The organism is Parachlamydiales bacterium, from assembly GCA_041671045.1.
Lineage (GTDB): Bacteria > Chlamydiota > Chlamydiia > Chlamydiales > JABDDJ01 > JABDDJ01.
Map to the genome: position 1 here is coordinate 57066 of JBAZCF010000010.1, position 23529 is coordinate 80594.

Consider the following 23529-nt stretch of genomic DNA (forward strand, 5'->3'; position numbering starts at 1 on the left):
TCCCGCTAAGCCCTTCAAAGCTTTCACGTATATTCACGGGACGCTAACAATGAAGCGGAGCCTTGATCCTGCGATTTTTTTATTGATGAATTGCACGCGGCTTCTTTCATTTTACACGCGGCTTCTTTCATTTTATATGAATCACAGGAGCACAGGCTCCACCCTTTTTCAACCTCTTTTTCTTGAAGAACCAATCAGTTGCTTTTTACTCCCTTTTGGATTCGTTCACCGATATCCTTGTCTATGTTGTGCCAGTACTCGAACGCTCGCTGCAGAACCGGCTCTGACACGCCATTCTTAAGATGTCCGACAACATTTGAGACAAGCCGTTCACGCTGTGCATCGTCCATAACATTGCGCACAAGGTTGCCTGCTTGCCCCCAGTCGTCATCATCCTTTCGCAGAGTATAAGCAGCACGCACGAACTCACCACTTGCATTCCACACTTCTACCTGGGGATAATCTTGGCCGTCGGCTTTGGGCCCTCCCTTTGAGTTTGGAGCGTATACCGGATCGGAAACGTTCTGGATCCGCATCGCCCCGTCCTTGCTATAACTGTGGACTGGGACCTTTGGCTGGTTAACTGGTATCTGCTTGTAGTTTACTCCCAAACGAGCGCGATGGGCATCTGCATAGGAAAAGAGACGAGCGAGGAGCATTTTGTCCGGACTGGGACCTATCCCTGGCACCATATTGTTCGGCTCGAATGCCGCCTGCTCAATCTCTGTGTGGAAATCGGTGGGGTTACGGTCAAGCGTCAGCCGGCCAACTTCGTGCAGAGGGTAGTCACTATGAGGCCAAACCTTAGTCAGATCGAACGGATTGAGCCGATAAGTTGCCGCCTCCTCAAAAGGCATAATCTGCACACTCAGAGTCCAGCTAGGATAATCACCCCGCTTAATAGCATCAAATAGGTCGCGACGATGAAAGTCTCCGTCAATACCGGCTAAACGATCGGCTTCTTCCTGGGTCAGGAAGTCAATCCCCTGATCGGTCTTGAAATGATACTTTACAAAGAAGCGCTCTCCTTTTGCATTAACCCACATATAGGCATGGCTTGAATAACCATTCATATTCCGCCATGTCTTCGGAATCCCGCGGTCTCCCATCAGCACTGTCACTTGGTGTGCGGATTCAGGTGAAAGTGTCCAGAAGTCCCATTGCATATCATGGTCGCGCAAGCCGTTGTCTGCACGGCGTTTTTGAGAGCGGATAAAGTGTTGGAACTTCATGGGATCACGAACGAAAAATACCGGAGTATTGTTTCCAACCATATCGTAGACGCCCTCGCTTGTATAGAACTTCAAAGCGAAGCCACGCGGATCGCGCCAGGTATCAGGGCTTCCTTGTTCCCCGGCAACTGTTGAGAATCGAATCAACGTGTCAGTTTTTTTACCGGGTTGAAATACTGCCGCCTTGGTATAGGCACTTATGTCTTTAGTTACCTCGAAGTGACCAAAAGCTCCAGATCCTTTTGCATGTGGTTGACGTTCGGGAATTTTCTCTCGGTTAAAATTAGCCATCTGCTCGATAAGATAGTGATCTTGCAGTAAGATGGGTCCATCGGGTCCGACTGAGAGAGAATACTCTTCACTCGAGACTGGAATCCCGGCATCATTTGTAGTTGGTTTTGGATCATCATTTTTCATAGTAAAATCTCCTTTGGTTCGGGAATGAGAAGCTAGGGCTTAGCTTCCTCATTCAAGCTTGTTTGATCCACTCGTCGAATGAATTAGATACTAGATTATCTACCTATATCAAAAATTTCTTATAGATGCATTTTTTAAATATTTTCAGATTTCTCTATTAGTTCTTGATATTACCTTTGGTTATGCAATAAATTTATCACCCATGTTAAATGTGAGATTAAAAAGATGCCTAAACATAAGCCTAATACAATATGGGTAGATGGTGATGCTTGCCCAAAAGCGGTTAAAGAAATAATTTTCAAGACAAGTCGTCGCTGGAATATAAGTGTTATCCTTGTGGCAAACTCCTATCAAGTTATACCACAGAGCACTTTGATAAAACTAATTGTTGTAGATAAAGGATTCGATGCAGCCGACCAACATATTGTTGATCAGGTCGAAATTCACGATATTGTCATCACAGCTGATATTCCACTGGCAGCGAAAGTCTTGAAAAAAAAAGCGATAGCACTCAATCCACGTGGTGAAATTTATAATGAAAATACGATTGGTTCAATTTTATCGATGCGCGATTTTATGAAAGAACTACGCGATGCGGGTTCATTTACTAGCGGACCAGCAGTGTTCGGACTCAAAGACATTAAGCGATTTGCCGATTCACTAAACAAACTCGTTTCGTAGTTTAGCTTCAAAAAGAGGGAGGCAGAACGCCTCTACAGTACATTAAGACATAATGGGCGGAAAAGGCCCTCTCCTTAACTGGATGGCCGAATTATGGGATCATCTATAAAAGTAAGAAACAGTTTTTTCATCATTGTCATTTAAAAAAGCTAAGCCCTCCTACGTGGCTTGCTGGGAAGTTTTTGAGAAGATGAAATTGACTTATTCACGTCTGTGATATATTTTTAACCTTTTCGTTGGACAAATCTAGGCCAACCTAAACTTTGTCCAAGTTCCAGAGTATAATTACCTCATTTAATTTACTTAGGTATTAATTATTATGATAAAACTATTAGTTTGTTTTTTTGCTGTTTGCCTTATGCACTGTTCAGGTGTGTATTCAGAACGCCTGGAAGAAAACGACCAAAAAGTGGAAAGATTGCATTCAGTTACAGGCCTGGATCAAGTCAACGTTTTGCATTTCTTGGAGAAATTCGAAGAAGCTTTGACATTAGTAGATCAATTTCTGAGTCAAAATCTGACCGATTATGAACGAGGCTGGGCTTTATTGAAAAAAGGGACCATTTTAACACGACTGGAAAGGCCGAATGAAGCTCTTGAGATTTACGAAGAGATTGAAAAGACCTATGCTCCCTCCGATCAGATCGGTATGTTAATGTCTTCTGTTCATTATGAGAGGTCTAAAGCCTTATCTAAAATAGGAAAACAAGATCGTGCGATTGATGCTTTGTTTGAAGCTATTGAATTGACAAAGCAAGCTCGTTATGGGTCCTTTGATAAAGAATTTCGTGTCGAACAGATGTCGATCAGGATGGGCCGTTATTTACTTTTAGCGGGGAGGCCCGACGATGCATTGAACGCTTTTAAAACAACGATAGGTCATCTTGAAGCTCTTTTACAAAGGAAAAATTCAAGAAGTATGGAAAGACTGATGCATTGCGAGCTGTCCGTTGCCTATAAAGAAATGGTAGAAGTGTATGTACATCAAGGTGAGATGACATCGGCCATTGACACTTGCAAAAAAGCTTTGGAATATGCAGAAAAAGAAAAATCAAACTTTCCGGAACATCCTTGGATACTCCAGATCAAAGATCGTTTAGCTAATCTTCAGGAAAATAACTAATAAACAAGAGCACTGGAATTCTTCTACTTATATATCTAGATATCAAGCATTTGCAAAGGCTACACCAAAAAAGTAAGCTCAGCAGCTTGCTGATATAGCCAAAGAAAGAAATATCAAAAATCATTTTTAACAATAGTATGGTTGTTTATAACATTATGCATAAGCATATTCCGTAATTTACATATTAATATGCATTTGGAATAATATTAATTATTTTGAAGACGCGATTTCATATATCTATGTCATATCCTTGATCAATATTTAATGAATAAATGCTGACAATTGTCTATAATTACGTTTAGACAAAACAACAAATATTAATACCAAAATTCCTATTTAAAATGGGAATTCTGGCTGAGTCTCTATACTCCATTGAACTCGAGAATCGGTTTGCAAGTTTCTGCAATCTTCAGCTTAACTTCAATTAGCTTTTTATATCTCCAATCAGCTTAGTAATTCGAATAATCTTGACATCTTGAATAAAAAAATTTACTATAGTAACTTTTAATGCAATTAGAGAACCTTTATGTTTGAAACAATAAAAACTCTTCCTATTCAAGCTTTTCATTTTGCTTGCTCGTTAACATCACCTAATAAAATCAAGGTTTGGCTTCCAGAACAATTATGGTGTCATCCGAACCAGTATCAGGATTTTCTTTCAAAAGAGTCTCCTTTGCATTGTCATGCTGTAAGGGCGTATTCGGAAAATACAGTGAGAGATGTTATTACATCGCCACGTTTATCGTGGATAAAAGGAACTTGCAGCACATTTATTAGTAAGACGATCTGCGTCGCATCATTCCATCTAACCTCAAACTCTAATCTGCATGCTTTTGCGGCGCGTATCGGTGCATTTTTCTATAAATCAGCTAACACTGTAGCTGCAGCAGCCCTGCCTGTACCAACCACCCTTCTCAAGCGCTTAAGCTTTATCGATATATCTCCTCTGATTTTATTCACAGCAGGCACTGCTTTTCGTTTAACGCATATCGCAACAAATTATAAATATCCCATTTTATATCAGCTTTCTAACCTCACAGATCGTTTCAGTAATGCTATTGAAGTAGCTTTTTGGGTACGTGTCGTTGCGGTTTGTGCATTCAATTCGGTTCCCGGAGTCTTGGCGATAGCCTTACTCGCAGGTTGCATTTTTACCGGCGCCCATGCTAATCCAGGCGCTGTGGATAGCCTGGTCGCTTCAGCGTTGTCATCTCTACCCTATATCGTTGCAACATTATTTGCCTATAAAGTAACTAAGAACGCTTTCCATAATATGGGACAGCCAAACCTAGTTGAAATTCAAAAAACTCTAGATCAAATCAGAGAGATTAAAATTGAGAGTGAAGACAGTTCAGAATTTGAAAAGCTTCATTCTGAAATTAAACAGAAAACTTCGCAGTTAGTTATCTCACATTCCGACTATGAAGCATTCACTTACCAGATTTGCGATAAAGCTACGAAATATTGTCTTAAAATGACTAATGGACCGGCAAGAGAAAAACTTAAGGATTTTATTAATAAAAATTCAGTGCACCATTCCAGAATTATTCATATGATATTTGCGTATTATGAAATAATAATTCTTTTTCCAGCTAATACACCTGATTTCTGTGTAATTAATTCAATCAAGTCAGTAATTGGTGAAGAAACCGCACTTGCAAAACCATTGAGAGCCATTATAGACCCTGAAAGATTAAATTTATTCATAGCCTATAAAGATTCAGCTTTTGAAGGCTATTCAGAAACTAAAATGGGCAATAAATCTTGGGAAATGCTGACCTTAGATGAGCAAATAGACCTTGCCCAACAATATCTTCGAGAAAATCCTCTTTCTATATTCTATTCGTTTGGCGATGTCCGACATCCTGATTTTGATAAATGTCGTAATAAAGAAGAAGAGTATGAAGACGAGGAGTCATTCGTAAAAGCACTGGAATTCTTTTATTATGTGTCTAAATATCAAGCGTTTTGCAAAGGCTACACCATTAAGCAAGCTCAGGAGCTTGCAGATCCAGTAAGCTGTGGTTTAACACGCTTTGCTGAATATAAGCAGCTTGCTGATATAGCCAAAGAAAGAAATATCAAAAATCCTTTTGAATAAAAAAACAATAATCTTTAAATAAAATAAGATTCCAATGGTTGTTTATTACATTATGCATAAGTATTATCCGATATATTAACAAACATTTTTGTAAATGTTTATTGTTTTGACGACGCCATTTCATATATCTATGCCCTGTTATTGATCAATATTAATGAAAAAAATACTGACATTTATCTATAATCACGTTCAATCTATAAGAATGAAACGAGATTTAAAGATGACAGAATATGAAAATAAAATAAGATTTCAATGGTTAATCATCACAATATGTAACGCCTTACTTCCACTATTTGTTTTAACATCGATTATATGTTGGGGATTTATTAATGATATTGAAATTACTTCGCCTTATATGGTTATTCTATTAGCAGCAGTTGTTATTATGCCCCTCTCAACTTATGTCGGCATACACTGCGCTTATAGAAAATTTGGAACTGTTTATCTCATGTTATGTCTGATATTTAGTCCTTTTAGCTTTTTCTATAACTCTATTAGAGATTGGTATAGCTTACCAACTCTTACTGATGAACAATTTCCCTCCTCTTTACGCATCCTTTTAACGTGCTTATTTATTCTATCCATACTCCTCTTCATTGCGTGGTATTATTTAAGCTACAAATTACGCCAAGTTAACAAACAAATACAAAAACGTAAAATCTTAGAATCTGAAGAGTTTCAAAACGCCTCCATCATTATTCGAGACGCTTCTGATCTGGATGACCTGAATCACAAGTTTCACAATATTATATCAGATCCTAGTCCTGGTGCATGGGTAGATGAATTAAGCATGGTCTATAATGAAAGAAAAACATCATTAGAGAACACCACTTCTGCATAACTTCAGGGACAAAATGGGAGTTCAGCTTTTATCATATTCATCGTGGCGCCGCCACCAAAAACCTTTTTCGTTGCGCCCCTTAGGCGCACGGTCGAGCCATTGGTACATATTCCAAAGACCGTCCAGACCACGTGCAAAGGTAGAATAAGTATGGTAAACGATGCCCTTATCAAGCACAAAAGCGCTCATGCCGGGCCTTTCGCGCATATAGGTAGGGACATCGGTTCCGGTCGTTGCCGCCATAGCAGCTACGGGTCCTTCATTTCCACGCAACTCTTGACCCACTTTAGCCCCAGGTTCTGTACGGTAGTTATATTCAACAGTGCCTTCGTTCTGTTGCTCCTCGGTGATTGAAACGGTGAAATCATAATTGAAGTCACTTCCAAAGGAAGAGGCCCAGGGAAAAGTCCATCCCATTCTTTGTTTGTAACCCTGCAGCTTTATAAGGGGAGCCCGCGACACCGCCCAAAGCATTACATCATGATTGGCCAGATGACAAGTAATGCCTTCGAATCCGTCTGCAATCGATGAGCAAGACGGGCAACCGTCAGTATATTCAGGAGCGAACATGAAGTGGTAAATCAGGAGCTGGGAGCGCCCTTTGAAGAGGTCTGCCAATAAGACACTTCCGTCCTCCGTCTCGAATCGATATTCCTTGTCGACCTGAACCCAAGGAAGTTCTTGACGTTGCCGCGACAACTCGTCGCTACGCTTCGTAAGTTCTTTTTCCGCCGCAAGAAGCTTAAGTCGTGCTGCGAGCCACTCTTTCCTTGTCCCTGTCAGATGATTTGTCATATTTCTTCCAGACCTCTCGCTGTCATATAAAATTAATCTATGAATTATTTAATTACATGTCTCGATGGATAGTTGCAAGTCATAGTTTAAAGAAAGGGCGAGCTACCCTTGTAAACTTAACCATAAAGTGCGGGAACTTAATCCAATAATTAAAAAACCCACAGTTAGTAAAAGCACCTTAACTGGTATGTATTTACATAACAATGCCCCGAAAGGCGAAGCAATAGCGCCGCCGAGAGCTAATGCAGCAATTACCTGCCAGCCAATGATTACATTACTAAGAAAAAATGTAATGGATACTGTGGTTGCAATAAAAACTTCACAAGCATTCACACTTCCTATTGTCGTCCTTGCATCAAGACCACGGGCAAGCAGAGTTGAGGTGATAATGGGGCCCCATCCTCCCCCTCCTATTGCATCCATAAACGCACCTCCAAAACCTAACGGGATTAAATGATGCGTGACGGCCACTGGGGGAAATACTGTAAAAGCCTTACTGATGATGATAAATCCCATCACTAGAAGATAAACAGCAATAATCGGTTTTATGACACTTCCATCAATATACGTTAACATGAAAGCTCCTAAAATCGCTCCTATGATTCCCGGAACTAGTAATTTAAAAAAAAGAGACTTATCTACATTTCCCAGTTGGTGATGTGCAAGTGCTGAAAAACCGGTCGTAATGCATTCCGCTGCGTGAGTAATAGCGCTTGCAGTTACAGGCGGAAACCCAAAACTAAGAAGAAAACTTGTCGTAGTAACACCATAAGCCATCCCTAAAGCCCCATCGATTACCTGAGCTAAAAAGCCTATTACTAAAAAAATCCAAAAATCGTCCATCATTCTTAATCTCATAATTAAATTAATTTTTATATACTTAAATCAGCCCACTGTAACTCGTTCTCCCTTATAAACTAGGACATCTGATCCTTCTGCCAAAAATGAGGACGCAGGTTTCTCTTCCAAAAAAGGAGCAAAAACAGGACCATACAGACTTTCCATATCAACAGCTACATCACATAGTTCAGCATTCCAAATACGCCAAGGTAGGTGTTCGACTTGATATTCCAGTGTACCTCCATCCCGTTGAACACTATATCCCCAGTAATGCTCGGACATAAATTCCTCTTCAGACCCACTTATAAGAGGATGAGGTTCTCCTTGACACTGTAAGGCGATTTTCTGCCATTTCCCTTTGAATTCCCATTGATACTCTACGGAGATGTGTGTTGTTTGCTTATTTATGAGGTGCTTCATCGGAAGAGCGACATATTTTTCGTTGTAGAAACGACGCGCAATATAAGCAATCCCCCATCTAGGAACAATCTCTTTAATAAACACTACTCCGCGGCGTCCGTCATCATTCTTTTTGACATAGAAACGTAAATTAACTTCTTCGAAATCTCTGTGAAAAGGAATGGGAAATCCTCTTATAAAAGTATCAAGAAACATAAATCCCACAAGACTGACATAGGCTTTGCCATTCAAAAGATCAATCTGGGTGCCTTGTGGAATGAACGGGGTCAATATAGAGGGATCAATTTCATAATTGATCATCGCAAGATATTTCCACTTAGCTGACAGAAAGGGTTCTAAAGCCATCTTTTAAGCCTTTTTATGCATTTAACAACTCTAATAGACTTCTTTCGAAACCAATATTATTCTTTATTAATGGAGTAAACCCTATTTAATTTAATAGTTCTTCTGAAGCAAGGAAAAGTCTATAAAAGTTTTTTTGTATACAAGTGATTTAGTTCAAGATAACAAGATAGGAAATGGGACACATAGAACATGAAACAAAAACTTAGGCTTCTTCTACTAACAGTCGCAATGACATTTTCTCATATGTTTGCCACAGGCACTGAAACTAAACAGAATTCTTACTTAGAAGGAAAATCTTTGGGCTATTCTAGTTTAGTCGATATCGGTGATGGGCGCAAAATGTATCTGGAATGTCAAGGGACCGGCTCTCCTACTGTGGTGCTTATCTCCGGACGTACCGATCGCTCCGATATTTGGAAAACTGTAGCTAATACGGCTGCATCAGGTCTAAGCGTATTCCCGGCAGTCGCACAGTTCACACGAGTCTGCTCCTATGATCGCCCAGGGACAGTTAAAATCACAGGCAACCACATTGAATCTAGCCGTTCTACTTCAGTGCCTCAGCCGACCACTCCCAAGAACGCAGTAGCTGACCTTCATAAATTACTGACTGCAGCCAAGGTGCCTGGCCCTTATATCTTAGTGGGACACTCCTATGGAGGATTGATCGCAAGGCTGTATGCGGATACTTATTCCAACGAAGTTGCCGGTATAGTCCTTATAGATACCCTTACTGAGTTTATGTATGACTCTTTACCCCAAAATCAACAGGCACTATGGATCCGCCTCAATAGCCACTATTCACCGGATCTGGATAAATACACAACCCAAGAGAAAACAGACTTCGTGCCTAGCTTTGAGCAGCTTCGCGACTCTCCTGCATCGCAACCATTACCGGCAATCATACTCACATCAGACCAAACGTACGACTTTAAGTCTCTGATCTCCCAAGGCATCTTACCCCCTGACACCCCGGTGAATTTCGGACCTATCGTCTTTCAGGCCCATCTTCTAGGTCAGAAGCGATTGACAAATGTTCTGAAGGCCAAACAAATTACAAATACACATGCGGGACACTATATCCAAACTGAACAGCCGCAACTCGTGATCGAGGCGATCGGTGAAGTCGTCGAACAAGTGCGTAATAACAAATGATGGGGCTCTCGTAGCTTTCAGGCATTCCAAACCTGAGCTTCAAGTCACTACTGCAGATCGTCGCTGCCAATATTGCCCGTCTTCTGCTTCAATTACTGTGGATGCAGCGTGGTAGTTACTCATTTAGAAGGAAGGACTTTATGGGTTTCAATACCTAGAAAGGTGCATATGCAATACCCATAGACGCTCTTGATAGGAGTGTCTTTTAATGTTAGACAAACAGCGCAAATTCTCTTATATCAAAGCTTTGATTCATAAGGAGTCCTAATGAGACAATTTCCGCTCTTTTTCTTATTCATTATTGCAGTTTTATTGCTCCCTCCGCACAGATGCCAAAGCGAAGGATTAACCAAAAATAGCGATATTAAAGTTGCAGTATTTATCGACCTAAATGGCGTGCAAGGATCTTTAGGGCAGCAAGCATTAAACGGTTTTTTACTTGGGTGGCAGACTGCTCCTCCGCACCTTACCCAGCGCATATTTCTTAAGATTGTTAACGCTAAATCCAATCTAGAATTAACACAGTACTTAGCAGAGCAAATTGCTCCAACAGTCGATATTGCAGCAGGGTTTACCGATAATAATTCGATCTATGCAGCCGGCAAAGCCTTTGAGAAATCCAAAGTACCCTTCCTCTCCATAGGAGCTACTGATCCTACCTTGCCTTCAAAATTTTCAAATTACGTCTTTCTAACTCCTTTTGGTGATAATTTGCAGGCTGAAGCAGCTGCTGAATTTGGATCTAAAACATTTGGCAAAACTTGCGCGATAGTGTGGGATAATACATCTGACTACACTCGCGGATTAAGATCTTATTTTAAATCCTATTTTGAAAAGATCAGCGGTAAGATTGTTCTAGAAGAATCTTTCGAAGGCGGTTGTTCGATTAAAGAAATAGGTGAAAAGATCCACTCGCTAGAAATACAGCCTGATTTTATCTATCTTGCAACCTTGCCCGACTGTATTGGGGAGATTCTTTTTTCATTGCGTTCTGCGAGTGTTAAACTCCCGGTCATCGGAGGAGATAGCTTTGATACTCCTACGCTAAAGACCGAAGCACGCAATAATGTTTGGTATACAACTCATGCATGGTTAAGTACCGAAAATAAAGACCCTGCTATAGAAAATTTCTTAAAGCTTTATTCGCAAGCTTATCAAACAGCACCTACCCATTCATTTGCGGCTTTAGGTTTTGATTCTGCAAATCTTATTTTACAAACAATTCAACAAACACAACACGCTACCTCTACAACTCTTCTTAAACGGCTTGAAGAGACCCAGGATTTCCCTGGTGCCACAGGTAAAATCACCTTCACACATTCAGAACATAATCCTAATAAACCTGTGTGGATCATGCAGATTAAAGAGGGTGAAACCTCTCTAGCACAGGAATATATTAGAGAATAGTAGGCATTATATAAGACAGATAGCCCTCGATAAATCGAGGGCTATTAAAGTTGTGATAAGCCGCCGTATTCCTATACTAGGACAAGCTTTGCTTACCACAAGCGACGGAGATAATCGACTTACTCGCTGCAAATGGTATAGGTTATGCCTAGGCCGACGGAATGGTTGAAGATGTACGTCAGAGGCCCGCCATGCCATTTGTATTCTATTGAAACATTAGTGCAAGGTGTTAAACGATAGCCTACACCAACAATGACTTGCCACGCGAAGCCATTCTTAGAATCTTCGAAAGCATGCTGAAGATCATAGCCTGCACCTAGGCCAAAAATAGGTGTAATACATGTGCAGATTCCAAAATCCTCTAGCGGGATGTCCCATAGCAAATTGACCATAAGCGATGAATTGCGGTAGTTTTCACCTTTAGGTTTCTTTTTATGCCAAGGGTTATTGCAGCCAGGGAAGACACAACCCGGGAAATTGCACCAAGGAATCTTTATCTCCTTAATTTTGTTCCATCGATAGGCATATTCAAATTCCCAACGTATCCCATGGCACCAACGGTATCCTAATGAACCTGAAGCGATATATCCGTTATTATACCTATAGTCAAAACCAAACTCATCATCGGTTCCAGAAGCACCTACAAGAAAGTTGCCTCCAAATAACAGCTCAAAATAGGAACTATTGTCTTGTGAATCATCGTAGAGGTCTTCCATATGGAAAATGAATTCTTCTGCCTGGGCAGGGCCACTAATGGAAATCATGCATATTGTGATCATCAACAAAAAGAAATTCTTCATCTAAATCCCCTGCAAAATAATAATAGAAAATGCTCCAATGAGAAAAAAAATTCAATAAGTTTTAAATTTAATTTACATGAGTTAGGTAAGGGATAAAACGTAAAAGACGGTAAGCTTATCGCATGGAAAACCAATGAAGCAGCTAAGCATTTGTGTATGTCAGCCGGATTCATTGGGGATGAATCTATAAAACCTGAAGATTATGGCAGCTCGCATAATAAACGCTATGTTGGCTTTCGCTGCATCCTTCCCAGCAGGTCACCAACATAGGATTACTAGTTAAGCAGATCTGATTAATGCAGGGATATCAACCACATCACCTGTTGTGTATGGCTCTAATTCTCCCCTGAAGTTATAGGCATAATGAGTGACTGGATTAAAAATAATACCTTTAATGAAATTCTCTAAAACCAAACAAATATTTAAGGTATTACTGACTTTTGAATCATTTAATTTATAAACATTAAATTTAACCTGATCCGCTGAAGTGAACATGAGGTTCACACCGTATTTTAGGTCTTTAATGTGCCGCTGATAGAGATCTATTAAAGGTCCGCTTATTCTTTTGGAACTATCAATACTTAACCCTGTCCTCACAGGAATGGCATTACCATTTTTATCAGCGATTCCTAGTTCTTGCTTTAGTACTAGGCCTCTACGAATTTTTGGGGAAAGGATTTGAGGCGATTGAATAATTTTGGTCACAAGGAGTGTTAAACCACTAAATATTAATTTAGCTACCAATGCTTCTTTACTGCAGTAAAATGCAAAGAGTGGCGGAATTATAGTTGCAGAATAGGCAATATCGGCAAAACAGCCTCTTGCGTAGTAGGAAATATTTTTTATAGATGCTTCTAACCCACAAATTAGCGCTCCATTCCTAAATCCTATACCATAAGGTATAACATAAAGTATGCCTGTTACAATATTTACAACTGTTCCCACACCATTGAAGACCAGTCCTATCGGAGCCACAGTCACTGCAGCACTGTAAGCGCATAGAACCTTTACTGCAAATGCGGGAATTGTCCTCAGCAAGGAAGCGTTATTCTCAACTAATGGAATATTATTATCCATAATTGTCTTGAAGACTGAATCGGGACTGATATTTGTTAAATGCTTACTATTAGTTCTTACATCTCTAGGATTTAAAAAATCCGAATTGTTAATAAAATGGGAAAAAGAGAGTGCTAGAGATCCTGAAGGCATTTGTCATCCTTGATGTGTGAACATTCGTAAATTAAGATTGTAAGAAATATAGCTATAAACCTGAAAACATTCAATAAAACTATTCAAATACCCATTGGTTATTAAGCGCTTACACATTAATATTTAATTCTTTTCACACTTTAAGAAAAATACCATTTGACCCTGACGTTACGTCACTCTCTACAATTAGTGGTATTGATGGAGGACATCATGCCTTATACAGTGAATCAATTAGCTAAATTATCCGGAGTCAGTATCCGCACCTTGCGGTTCTATGACGAAATCGATCTGCTTAAACCGGCCTATCACGGCGCTAATGGCTACCGCTATTACGAAGACGAACAGTTGCTGATATTGCAGCAGATATTGTTTTACCGTGAGCTGGGTATAGAGCTTAAGCAAATTAGTAAAGTCTTAGGGCGTAGCGATTTCGATAAGATCGCTGCCTTAAATACGCACCGGAAACATCTAAGAAATGAACTGGAAAAGACAAAAAGGCTGATCAATACCATCGATAGTACCATTAAACATCTAAAAGGAGAGAAAGAAATGGCTGCTAAAGATTTATACGAAGGATTCAGTCCCGAGAGACAAGAGGCTTATGAAAATCAACTGAGGGAGTATGGCGGTGAGAAATTCAAAACTGTCATTGATCAGTGCAAAAGTAAATCAAAGCATTGGTCAAAAGATGAATGGCAAACGATGAAAGAAGAAGCTCAAACTTTCCATAAGGAAGTAGTTAAGTGGATGGAAAAGAATAAATCCCCTTCTTCTAGTGAAGTCCAAGCAGTAATAGCAAAGCATTACTCTTGGATACAGCAATTTTGGACGCCCAACCGCGAATCCTACATAGGATTAGCGCAGCTATACTTAGATATGCCTGACTATCGTCCATGGTTTGATCAATTTCATCCTGATTTGCTGCCTTTCTTTGCTAGTTCTATGAAGATTTATGCAGAGAAAAGTTTATAAATTCCAACGACGCTTATACCGGTTTAAGCGTCGTATTTTTGAATAACAATAGTGCTTTATCAAATTCTGCTGTTGTCGTATGAGTTAATTTCCTTCTGTATCAAAAACATAAAGAAAAACTCATGGAAAACTTTTCTCTATCCGGAAACATTGTAGATGTAGTCAACGGGAAGATTTTCCCTGGAACTGTAACTGTTAGTAACGGAAAAATCACCTCCATCACACCTGCTGATAATATTCCGACTCAACAATACATCCTCCCCGGCTTCATTGATGCGCATATCCATGTGGAGAGCTCTATGTTGGTCCCTTCGGAATTCGCAAGGCTCGCTGTCCCTCATGGTACAGTTGCAACGGTATCCGACCCGCATGAAATCGGGAATGTCCTGGGTATTGAAGGCGTGCGCTACATGATACGCAACGGAAGCAAAGTCCCTTTTCATTTTTTCTTTGGTTGTCCTTCCTGCGTCCCTGCAACAACGTTTGAAACGGCAGGAGATACCATAACTGCAGAAGAAATCCGCCATCTATTCGAAGAGGATAAGTTAAAGTATTTAAGCGAGATGATGAACTATCCTGGAGTCTTAGCCCGCGACCCGCTCGTCATGGGCAAGATCGAAGTGGCTAAAAAGCTAAACAAACCTGTAGATGGCCATGCTCCCGGCTTAAAGGGGGCTGATGCTGAGAGATATATTTCTGCCGGTATTTCCACGGATCATGAATGCTATACTTTAGAAGAAGCGCTGGACAAACTCAAATATGGCATGAAGATCATCATTAGAGAGGGGTCTGCAGCAAAAAACTATGAGGCTCTCCATTCGCTTATTAAATCACATCCAGGTTCAGTCATGTTTTGCAGTGATGACAAGCATCCGCATGAACTTGTAAAAGGTCATATTAACGAACTTGTGAAGCGGTCTATCAACATACACGGCTATGACACAATGGATGTACTTCGCTGTGCTTGCTATAACCCTATTTTACATTACAAGTTGGACGTTGGATTTCTACAAACGGGACAGCCTGCTGATTTTATTGTTGTAGATAACTTAAAAGACTTTAATGTTCTCCAAACCTATATTCAAGGGAAGTTAGTTGCAGAGAAAGGCAAAACGCTCATCCCCTCGGTTGAAAACGAAATCGTCAATAAGTTTGATGTGTCCCTTAAAACCGAGGATGAATTTGTACTCAAAGGTGCGCATGGAAAGATTCAGGTGATTCAAGCTCTGGATGGCGAATTGATCACTAATAAACTCAACGTAGAAGCAAAAGTAGAAAACGGGGTTCTTACCGTAGATGTGGCAGAAGATATTCTCAAACTAGTTGTGGTAGACCGCTATAAAAACGCACCTGTTGCCGTTGCATTCATTCATGGCTTTGGTCTGAAAAAAGGAGCTTTAGCTTCTTGCATTGCACATGACTCGCATAATATCATTGCTGTCGGCACTTCTGATAAAGATATATGCATTGCAGTCAATGCGATCATTAAAAATAAAGGCGGTATATCTATTGCTTACGATGGCAAGGAAGAAGTGCTACCCCTTCCTGTTGCAGGGATTATGAGTGGAAAGGACGGTTACTCCATAGCGAAATTGTACGCTTCCTTAGACCAGAAAGCTAAAGAACTGGGAACGAAATTAGGGGCGCCCTTTATGACACTGTCGTTCATGGCGTTGCTGGTGATTCCATCACTTAAACTAAGTGATAAGGGGTTATTTGATGGAACGAAATTCCAGCCGACTTCTCTATATATCTAGCCCTATGCTTAGGCTTAATTATACTTTTTGTAATAACGCCACCGGAAAATGCTGCAGTAATTCTTGCAGCGTAACTATTCCACCCTGGAATTTATCTCCGGTCAATACACTATGCCACGAACCTGTGGGTAGGTCGAGGGAGGTGTCCCCCCATTCATCATTCAGTTGCAGAACTAAACGTGGTGTAATAACTACAGCTGAATCACCCCGCATATAGGAGACAACGTGATCGGCATTTTTGCCTTTAGCCCATAGGGGCTTATAGGTTCCTTTTGCATTGAATAGGTCTGGATTTTCCTTTCTGAAATGCAATACTTTCTTTATCAACCAAAGTTTAGGCAGTCCAGAATCCATTTTAGCCAAGACCTGTTCAACTGAAAGATTTTTCAATTCACTCAAGAGATTTTGGCGTAATTCAAAGTCTACTTTCCGACGATTGTCAGGATCAACTAGCGTCATATTCCAGAGTTCGCTTCCTTGGAAGATATCCGGTATTCCTGGAGCTGTGAGTTTAATTAATGTCTGCGCCAATCCAATCACTCTTCCCGGCTTTTCCAGTACATCTACAAATCTTTTCAGTTCCGATAAAAAGCTCTCATTTTGCAGGACAGCGCTAATAAATTGCTTCACGCCATTTTCATAGTCTTGGTGGGGTTGAGTCCAGGATGTATGCTCTTTTGCTTCCCTCATAGCCTTTTCAATATATTCTTCAAGACGCTCTTTATTAATAGGCCATGCTCCGACAAGGGTTTGGTAGATAAAATACTCCAAGTTTCTATCCGGCACGCCCTCTTGTAGACAATTTTCGTTAAGCTTAAACCATCTTTTTACAGCAGTGTCCCACTGTTCCGGAATTTCCGACAGCAAGCTTAGTCTTGCACGGACATCCTCGCTCCGTTTTGTATCGTGCGTGGTAGTGGCAAGCAAGGAATAGGGCCTTTGAGACTGTTCTTGACAGGTATCATGAAATTGTTTAAGCGTGATGCCGAATATGCTAGGCTCCATACCGACGTCGTTAAGGGCGATTAATCTGTTATAACGATATAGAACCGTATCCTCAAACCCCTTCGCCATTGCAGGACCGGTAAGTTGTTGAAATCGCATGGCAAGTTCATTTTCAAGCTGTCCTTCCACCTTTAAAAGGAGGATCTCTTTAAGGAAATTGAATAGTTCCGGGTCAAGATCAGGTTTCTCTGCTAAAGCCCCTTGGATTGCCTCGTTAACATACTTTTCATCTTCCTTAGAAACTTCCCCTTTATTTGATGAAACATATGTCCTATATACCGGAAAGTTTACTGCAACTTCACATAGGGCTTCATATAATTCAGAACGTGTATAGTCGCGGTGTCTTCTATGCTTTTCGCATACCTCCACAAAAAGAGTAGCCAGCCTATTTAGCTCGCTTCCAAACAATCCTTTTAAGACCAAGCGCTTGGAAGATGCTACCCTTGTGCAGAAAGGGATGTTCTCCCCTGTAATATCTTGGTAGGTTTGCGTGAGGGCTTGTTCTCCTTGAGGATCAATAAACAGCTCTGTGATAAGGTTAACAAAATCGTATCCGGTAGTCCCTGCAATATTCCAATCTAAGGGAAGCCTCTCACCCGGTTTTAATATTTTTTCAGCCACAACCCATGCTCCGGTGCAGGCATTCTGCAAGCGGATAAAATATTCAGAGGGATTTCGGAGCCCATCAGGATGGTCTACACGCAGCCCTTGAACCCACCCCTTCGAATACCATGCGATGGGCAAGGCATGGGTTGCATTAAAAACATCTATATCTTCGCATCTGAGTCCCACCAGATCTTTGATATCAAAAAACCGTCGATACCCTAAGTCTCTGCTTGCTGTCCGCCAAAAGGCTAGGCGATAGTTCTGATGGTCGATAAAAGCATCCAGAGCATCAGGATCATTGTTTATACGCTCTATTTCACGATTTATCGCTTGATTCGTTTCAGGTTCTTCATTGCAAAGTTTTGCTAGCATACTTGCAAGCACTGTCTTATCGCGATGTCGGCGTTCTACTTCTTGACGTGTGGTCGTTGTTGCTTTAGGAAGATGGGTATAGCTTTCTGCTAAGAAAGCAAGCTGCTCGGACCCAGAGGTCTTGGCTGCATTATTTATCAATTCTGCTAGGCTGGAAGGATCTACTGGAAAGGAATGGTCCTGATAGAGGATGATGAAAGACCCTTCTTGACGTAAAAGCTTTATCTCCCCGTTTTCCAGAACCCTCCCGTAATGGTCTCCTAGTACAGGTAAAAGGATTTTGTTACACCAGCGCTTTTCCGATGCCTCCCAATCCACATCAAAATATGTGGCAAAAGCGCTGGAAAAACCATTTTCAAGCACATCCCACCACCAAGGATTCTGTTTGCCTTCGATGGCCATATGGTTAGGAACTATATCTAGCATCAAACCAAGGCCGGCCTTTTGCAATTCTTCACATAAACGTTGATGGGAGTCTGCATCTCCAAGCTGAAAATTCACATGGCTAGGATCTACGACATCATAGCCATGTGTACTATCTTTTGCCGACTGTAAGCAGGGCGAAAGGTACATATGACTGATGCCTAAATCAACCAAATATCCGATGAGTTTTGCTGCCTGATCGAATCCAAATCCCGGCTGCAACTGCAACCGATATGTAGCCCTAGGTTCAGGTTGCATTACGCAACACTATTAAGCTGCGGTCTTTGACCGTGATCTTCTCAGCGGCTAGATATTTCGGTCCGTTCTCCAGCCATCCTTCTGCAGTGTCCAGGTCTTTCATCCATTGTTCTCCCCACTCACTGGTGGGTAATATGAACTCTAGCGTCTCGCCGGAGGCGTTGAAGATAACATAAAAATTATCATCTATAACACTTTCTGACCTGACATTAGGATTTGGTATCGTTTTGCCATTTAAAAACAGACCTACTGCTTTGATATATCCTGTTCCCCAATCTTCTGAGCCCATTTTATTTCCTGTCACAGAAAACCATTCGATGTCGTGAATATCACTTCCGTGGATCTGACGCCCCTGAAACCAACCTCGGCGTCTAAAGGCTGGATGGTTTTTTCTATATTGGATGAGCTTCTGACAAAACTCTATTAAATCCTTGTCTGCTTTTTCCCAGTTATGCCAGGAGATTTCATTGTCTTGACAATAGCCATTGTTATTTCCTTGCTGAGTACGGCCAAGTTCATCTCCTGCGAGGATCATAGGTGCCCCTTGGGAAAGGAGCAAAGTCGCTAAAAAATTGCGTTTTTGACGGCTGCGAAATTCTATTATCTGGGCATCATCGGTAGGACCTTCAGCACCACAATTCCACGAGCGGTTATAGCCTTCGCCATCACCGTTCTCATCTGTATTGGCTTCATTGTGTTTTTCATTATACGAAACTAGATCTGTCAGGGTAAAGCCGTCGTGTGCTGTAATGAAATTTATGCTTGCAAAGGGCAGGCGGGAGTTATTTTGATATAAATCGGAGCTGCCAGTAAAACGCGAGGCAAATTCCCCTAATGTCTGGTCGTTGCCACGCCAGAAGTCACGCACGCAGTCGCGATATTTACCATTCCATTCGGACCATACGGGAGGGAAGTTTCCAACTTGGTATCCACCTTCGCCTACATCCCAAGGCTCAGCAATCAGTTTGACTTGGCTGATGACTGGGTCTTGCTGGATAAGGTCGAAGAAGGCTGAAAGCCTGTTCACATCGTGAAGTTCTCGTGCTAGTGTGGAGGCTAGATCAAAACGGAAGCCGTCTACATGCATTTCTAGAACCCAATAACGAAGAGAGTCCATGAGTAGCTGCAGGACATGCGGATTGCGCATATTAAGGCTGTTTCCTGTCCCTGTGTAATCCATATAATAGCGTGAGTCTTGGGTCAGTCTGTAATAATATGAATTATCAATTCCCTTGAAACATAGCAAGGGCCCCATATGATTACCCTCAGCCGTGTGGTTATAGACCACATCTAGAATCACTTCGATTCCTGCCTGGTGGAACTTTTTAACCATCTCCTTAAACTCGTTTACGCTACTACCCGGGGACTTATCTGCAGCATATCCGGTATGTGGTGCAAAAAACCCAATCGAATTGTACCCCCAATAATTCCTTAAGTCTTTCTCTAATAAGTGTTTATCATGGATAAAATAATGGATCGGCATCAGCTCGATGGCTGTAACACCTAATTTTTTAAGATATTCAATAACAACGGGATGTGCAAGTCCGGCATAAGTTCCGCGCATATCTCCCGGGATATCCGGGTGGTTGATGGTGAATCCTTTGACGTGTGCCTCTAATATAATTGTCTCGTGCCAAGGCATCTGTAGTTTATTATCACCTGTCCAATCAAAATAGGGCTGATGCACAACGCAATGCGGCATATAGGGAGCGCTGTCTAGCTCATTCTTAACATCCGGATTTTTACCGAAATGGTAAGGGAAGACGGCTTCATTCCATTGGATCTCCCCATCAATAGCTTTGGCATAAGGATCAAGAAGTAACTTAGATGGATTAAAGCGTTGTCCATTTGCAGGATCCCAGGCACCGTGCACACGATATCCATAACGCTGTCCAGGTTTAATTTTTGGCAAATAACCATGCCAGCAATAACCGGTAACTTCTGGCATTGCAATACGTGTTTCATTCCCTTCGTCATCAAAAAGACATAGCTCCACCTTTTCGGCTCTTTCTGAAAAAATGGAGAAATTAGTTCCTGAACCATCATATGTGGCGCCTAAAGGATAGGGCGTACCGGGAAATAATTTCTGATCATTTGCTGTTTTTTTATCAGTATCGAGAGTAGAAACCATAGAAGAACATCCCTTAAAAGCGATTTAGGCATAAATTTATTTGCAAGAGGGAATAGAATAATCTATCTCCCCGGCATAAATTTTAAAATTTTTTATTATTCACACTTGCTGAAATGCGTCAAATAAACTATTTAAAAAAAAGTCTTCAAGCCATTTCTATATTCAAAATGAATTCTAGTTATCTCATTATTGAATGGAATGAGGTCTTTGCTGATAAAAGCACCTTTGAGTATGACTAATATATAAGGCTTACATTGTTTAAAATCACTTGGGGAGGCTATACTGATCAAATAAAAGGTTTAATCAATGAATTCTTCCCAAATTTCTACTCTTGATACAACAACAAGTAATTTCCTTGAGGGATTTGCAAAACTCTTTGCCTCATTATCTGTTCTTACACTCTCAGAACAAAGGCAAACAATAAAGGAAATGTTTGCATTACCACTTGAGCATTTAGAGCCTGTTGCTAAGGTTGTGAATCAAACAATCGAAGGTCGGCATGGGAGCATTGCTATAAGATTGTACATTCCAAAAGGTGAAGGACCGCTGCCTGTATTGGTCTTCTATCATAGAGGAGGCTGGGTCTACGGTAGTTTAGAAGAAAGTGAAGTTATCTGCAGGAAGCTAGCTAACAAGACAGGAGCCATCATAGCTTCTGTAGACTACCGGCTGGCCCCTGAAAACAAGTTCCCTATTCCCTTAGAAGATTGCTATGATTCAGCTAAATGGCTGTGGCAAAACGCAGCCAGCTATAATGGGGATGCGCATAAAATCCTTTTATGCGGAGAAAGCGCAGGAGGTAATCTGGCAGCAGCTGTAGCACTAATGGTAAAACAAACTAAAGAGTTTGAAGTTGCAGGACAATTACTCATCTATCCTATCCTCAGCAATGATTTGAATAGTGCAGTTTATGAAGAAAGCCCTGATAAAGCACTTCTTTCCTATGAAAATATGCAGTTTTTTTGGGGCGCATATCTTACATCTCTACAAGATGGAGAGAACCCGCTTGCTTCCCCATTAAAAGCTAGCAGCTTTGAAGCACTTCCCAGCACCTTTATCATCACAGCAGAATATGACGCCTTAAAGCATGAAGGTGAAAAATATGCTAAATTGTTACGTACTGCCGGTGTGGATGTAGATGCAAAATGCTACCCAAAATCCATACATGGATTTATAGACCTGCCATTAGATGAAAACATCAAAAATGAAGCCTTGAATGATATTTCACGCTGGATAAAAAAAATAACGCAAAGGCAATAATAGATGACCCCTCCTGCTTATCTATATAAAATCCTATCTTTAGATAATTGGGCTGGAAGCGCCGCATCAGAAGATGTGGCTCTTCCATCGGACGACACGCAATTCATCCATTTATCTACGCAAGAACAACTAGAGAAAATTACATCCAAATATTGGAAAGATGTTCCTGAATATATCCTATTGAAGCTGGAAGTGAGTAAATTGAAGGGTAAGCTTATCCTGGAAGCAAATCCCGGAGGAAGCAATAAGTACTATCACTTATATGACGGATCTATTCCAAAGGATGCGATTGTAGAGACCAGACATATCATTGAGGTAACGGAATAATAGCATTCCAACCTGATGTGGGCGGGATTACTTTGGGCTGTAGGCAAAATATGAAGAAACCTTTGGGTCAAAAAGTACCGCTAATGAAGTCGAACTGGAAGCAAGTCTAGCGTTTTAGTAGGTGTGCTCTAATTTTCGTGAGTCTTTGATCAATACAAATGAAATCAAAGTTACAAACATCATTGTGAAAATTGTGACCAATGCCATGGGACCGTAGATATCTTTATGATCCACTGTCGTAAAAGGACTTAGAAGCTGAAATAGCCCCTGAATTCCATAGAGGGCTACTGCCTCAAACCAAAAAGATTTCCGAATGAAAACCTTGTGTTGCTCATCTGAGTATAATTCATGCTTAGCTATATATAAGGCAAAACTTTGGAAAATTATATATACCACAAAAAACCAACCGAAATAGTTTTGCAGGGGCACGCCAAAATAAGAACCTCCCCCTTTCCATACCCATAATGATCCGATGGATGAAGAAAGAGGATCCATACAAAGATCCCACATAACCATAATAAAAGTGGCGACAAAAGGAATGAGAAAAACTTTGTCAGCTTGTAGAGGTTTAAAATACTGGTTGAGAATAACTGTAGATAAAATCCAAGAAACATAAGCCATACTGAAATAGGCAAACATAATAATGAGCGGTACTTCAAACAGCCTTGGCCCTGCTAACTTTTCGTAGTGATAATGTCCGAATGGGAATCCTATTTGTATACTAAGCGCTTCAAAAAAATGACTTACTAACCATGTGATAATAAAAAATATGGCTAAGTTTTTTAGGCCATACCTTATTTTCCCGTGTAGACAGGCGGCGCAAAATAAAGAGATCACCGAAAGTACTGGCATTATAGCATTGATATTAGGTCCCAAATCAAAGCTTGAGATAACCGTTACGACAAGAAAAATTATAATAACAATCCATCTAACTAGACTCATCACAGGCCTCTTTATTACTTATAAGATAGCTATATCAGCCATTAGGTATTGTAAAAAGTTAAAACCTACTTTCCGCCTTAAATCACGCTTGAATTAGGCGAACTTGACAA

At 40.8% G+C, this 23529-nt stretch carries 19 protein-coding genes; 10 read left to right on the forward strand and 9 right to left on the reverse strand.

What is annotated here, in order from left to right:
* Positions 1-194: 194 nt before the first annotated feature.
* The gene (locus WC222_10315; protein MFA6916778.1) at positions 195-1649 is read right to left on the reverse strand and encodes a catalase; all 1455 of its coding nucleotides are present in this window, start codon (positions 1647-1649) and stop codon (positions 195-197) included.
* A gap of 225 nt (positions 1650-1874) precedes the next feature.
* Here WC222_10315 and WC222_10320 point away from each other — a divergent pair, with 225 nt between their 5' ends.
* The 4 genes from WC222_10320 (at position 1875) to WC222_10335 (ending at position 6395) form a co-directional block, all read left to right on the forward strand.
* Complete coding sequence (locus tag WC222_10320; protein MFA6916779.1) at positions 1875-2330, forward strand: YaiI/YqxD family protein; 456 nt, start codon at positions 1875-1877, stop codon at positions 2328-2330.
* Between the two features lie 319 nt (positions 2331-2649).
* On the forward strand, positions 2650-3453 hold the full coding sequence (locus tag WC222_10325) for a tetratricopeptide repeat protein (protein MFA6916780.1): 804 nt from the start codon (positions 2650-2652) through the stop codon (positions 3451-3453).
* A 526-nt stretch (positions 3454-3979) separates the two neighbouring features.
* Complete coding sequence (locus WC222_10330) at positions 3980-5554, forward strand: hypothetical protein (protein ID MFA6916781.1); 1575 nt, start codon at positions 3980-3982, stop codon at positions 5552-5554.
* Between the two features lie 202 nt (positions 5555-5756).
* A complete protein-coding gene (locus tag WC222_10335) occupies positions 5757-6395 on the forward strand; it encodes a hypothetical protein (GenBank protein ID MFA6916782.1) in 639 nt (212 codons plus the stop codon).
* Positions 6396-6416: 21 nt separating this feature from the next.
* Here the strand turns inward: WC222_10335 and WC222_10340 are convergent, their stop codons facing one another.
* The 3 genes from WC222_10340 to WC222_10350 form a co-directional block, all read right to left on the reverse strand.
* Positions 6417-7190: a DUF899 domain-containing protein gene (locus tag WC222_10340; GenBank protein ID MFA6916783.1), complete on the reverse strand. Its 774-nt coding sequence runs from the start codon at positions 7188-7190 to the stop codon at positions 6417-6419.
* 102 nt (positions 7191-7292) lie between these two features.
* Positions 7293-8036, reverse strand: coding sequence for a sulfite exporter TauE/SafE family protein (locus WC222_10345; protein ID MFA6916784.1), 744 nt, complete (start codon positions 8034-8036; stop codon positions 7293-7295).
* Between the two features lie 39 nt (positions 8037-8075).
* Positions 8076-8795, reverse strand: coding sequence for a DUF2071 domain-containing protein (locus tag WC222_10350; GenBank protein MFA6916785.1), 720 nt, complete (start codon positions 8793-8795; stop codon positions 8076-8078).
* A gap of 189 nt (positions 8796-8984) precedes the next feature.
* Here WC222_10350 and WC222_10355 point away from each other — a divergent pair, with 189 nt between their 5' ends.
* Together WC222_10355 and WC222_10360 are read left to right on the forward strand one after the other, a co-directional pair.
* The gene (locus WC222_10355; protein MFA6916786.1) at positions 8985-9950 is read left to right on the forward strand and encodes an alpha/beta hydrolase; all 966 of its coding nucleotides are present in this window, start codon (positions 8985-8987) and stop codon (positions 9948-9950) included.
* A gap of 267 nt (positions 9951-10217) precedes the next feature.
* Positions 10218-11357: an ABC transporter substrate-binding protein gene (locus tag WC222_10360; protein ID MFA6916787.1), complete on the forward strand. Its 1140-nt coding sequence runs from the start codon at positions 10218-10220 to the stop codon at positions 11355-11357.
* Between the two features lie 119 nt (positions 11358-11476).
* On the opposite strand, the gene WC222_10365 is transcribed toward WC222_10360, so the two are convergent.
* Both WC222_10365 and WC222_10370 read right to left on the reverse strand, forming a co-directional pair.
* Complete coding sequence (locus WC222_10365) at positions 11477-12157, reverse strand: outer membrane beta-barrel protein (protein MFA6916788.1); 681 nt, start codon at positions 12155-12157, stop codon at positions 11477-11479.
* A gap of 279 nt (positions 12158-12436) precedes the next feature.
* Positions 12437-13366 carry a hypothetical protein gene (locus WC222_10370; protein MFA6916789.1) on the reverse strand — a complete coding sequence of 310 codons (930 nt, stop codon included), beginning with the start codon at positions 13364-13366 and terminating at the stop codon, positions 12437-12439.
* A 210-nt stretch (positions 13367-13576) separates the two neighbouring features.
* Between WC222_10370 and WC222_10375 the strand changes: the two genes are divergently transcribed.
* Complete coding sequence (locus WC222_10375) at positions 13577-14338, forward strand: MerR family transcriptional regulator (GenBank protein MFA6916790.1); 762 nt, start codon at positions 13577-13579, stop codon at positions 14336-14338.
* Positions 14339-14460: 122 nt separating this feature from the next.
* On the forward strand, positions 14461-16095 hold the full coding sequence (ade, locus tag WC222_10380; GenBank protein MFA6916791.1) for an adenine deaminase: 1635 nt from the start codon (positions 14461-14463) through the stop codon (positions 16093-16095).
* An 18-nt stretch (positions 16096-16113) separates the two neighbouring features.
* On the opposite strand, the gene treY is transcribed toward ade, so the two are convergent.
* Positions 16114-18759, reverse strand: coding sequence for a malto-oligosyltrehalose synthase (gene treY, locus WC222_10385; protein MFA6916792.1), 2646 nt, complete (start codon positions 18757-18759; stop codon positions 16114-16116).
* Positions 18749-20890, reverse strand: coding sequence for a glycogen debranching protein GlgX (gene glgX / locus WC222_10390; protein ID MFA6916793.1), 2142 nt, complete (start codon positions 20888-20890; stop codon positions 18749-18751). The genes treY and glgX overlap by 11 nt, the downstream gene beginning before the upstream one ends.
* Before the next feature lie 306 nt (positions 20891-21196).
* On the opposite strand from glgX, the gene WC222_10395 reads away from it, so the two are divergent.
* Together WC222_10395 and WC222_10400 are read left to right on the forward strand one after the other, a co-directional pair.
* A complete protein-coding gene (locus WC222_10395) occupies positions 21197-22150 on the forward strand; it encodes an alpha/beta hydrolase (GenBank protein MFA6916794.1) in 954 nt (317 codons plus the stop codon).
* Between the two features lie 3 nt (positions 22151-22153).
* Complete coding sequence (locus WC222_10400) at positions 22154-22477, forward strand: DUF952 domain-containing protein (protein MFA6916795.1); 324 nt, start codon at positions 22154-22156, stop codon at positions 22475-22477.
* Positions 22478-22591: 114 nt separating this feature from the next.
* Here the strand turns inward: WC222_10400 and WC222_10405 are convergent, their stop codons facing one another.
* Positions 22592-23419, reverse strand: a complete 828-nt coding sequence (locus WC222_10405; protein ID MFA6916796.1) for a carotenoid biosynthesis protein — start codon at positions 23417-23419, stop codon at positions 22592-22594.
* Positions 23420-23529 lie beyond the last annotated feature (110 nt).

What these genes read in the sequence shown, in the direction of transcription:
- WC222_10375 (MFA6916790.1), top strand. Translation starts at nt 13,577, where the DNA reads ATGCCTTATACAGTGAATCAATTAGCTAAATTATCCGGAGTCAGTATC.
- WC222_10365 (MFA6916788.1), bottom strand. Translation starts at nt 12,157, where the DNA reads ATGAAGAATTTCTTTTTGTTGATGATCACAATATGCATGATTTCCATT.
- WC222_10330 (MFA6916781.1), top strand. Translation starts at nt 3,980, where the DNA reads ATGTTTGAAACAATAAAAACTCTTCCTATTCAAGCTTTTCATTTTGCT.
- WC222_10395 (MFA6916794.1), top strand. Translation starts at nt 21,197, where the DNA reads ATGAATTCTTCCCAAATTTCTACTCTTGATACAACAACAAGTAATTTC.
- WC222_10315 (MFA6916778.1), bottom strand. Translation starts at nt 1,649, where the DNA reads ATGAAAAATGATGATCCAAAACCAACTACAAATGATGCCGGGATTCCA.
- ade (MFA6916791.1), top strand. Translation starts at nt 14,461, where the DNA reads ATGGAAAACTTTTCTCTATCCGGAAACATTGTAGATGTAGTCAACGGG.
- WC222_10340 (MFA6916783.1), bottom strand. Translation starts at nt 7,190, where the DNA reads ATGACAAATCATCTGACAGGGACAAGGAAAGAGTGGCTCGCAGCACGA.
- WC222_10320 (MFA6916779.1), top strand. Translation starts at nt 1,875, where the DNA reads ATGCCTAAACATAAGCCTAATACAATATGGGTAGATGGTGATGCTTGC.
- WC222_10400 (MFA6916795.1), top strand. Translation starts at nt 22,154, where the DNA reads ATGACCCCTCCTGCTTATCTATATAAAATCCTATCTTTAGATAATTGG.
- WC222_10370 (MFA6916789.1), bottom strand. Translation starts at nt 13,366, where the DNA reads ATGCCTTCAGGATCTCTAGCACTCTCTTTTTCCCATTTTATTAACAAT.
- WC222_10350 (MFA6916785.1), bottom strand. Translation starts at nt 8,795, where the DNA reads ATGGCTTTAGAACCCTTTCTGTCAGCTAAGTGGAAATATCTTGCGATG.
- WC222_10360 (MFA6916787.1), top strand. Translation starts at nt 10,218, where the DNA reads ATGAGACAATTTCCGCTCTTTTTCTTATTCATTATTGCAGTTTTATTG.
- WC222_10325 (MFA6916780.1), top strand. Translation starts at nt 2,650, where the DNA reads ATGATAAAACTATTAGTTTGTTTTTTTGCTGTTTGCCTTATGCACTGT.
- WC222_10355 (MFA6916786.1), top strand. Translation starts at nt 8,985, where the DNA reads ATGAAACAAAAACTTAGGCTTCTTCTACTAACAGTCGCAATGACATTT.
- treY (MFA6916792.1), bottom strand. Translation starts at nt 18,759, where the DNA reads ATGCAACCTGAACCTAGGGCTACATATCGGTTGCAGTTGCAGCCGGGA.
- WC222_10335 (MFA6916782.1), top strand. Translation starts at nt 5,757, where the DNA reads ATGAAACGAGATTTAAAGATGACAGAATATGAAAATAAAATAAGATTT.
- WC222_10405 (MFA6916796.1), bottom strand. Translation starts at nt 23,419, where the DNA reads ATGAGTCTAGTTAGATGGATTGTTATTATAATTTTTCTTGTCGTAACG.
- WC222_10345 (MFA6916784.1), bottom strand. Translation starts at nt 8,036, where the DNA reads ATGATGGACGATTTTTGGATTTTTTTAGTAATAGGCTTTTTAGCTCAG.
- glgX (MFA6916793.1), bottom strand. Translation starts at nt 20,890, where the DNA reads ATGGTTTCTACTCTCGATACTGATAAAAAAACAGCAAATGATCAGAAA.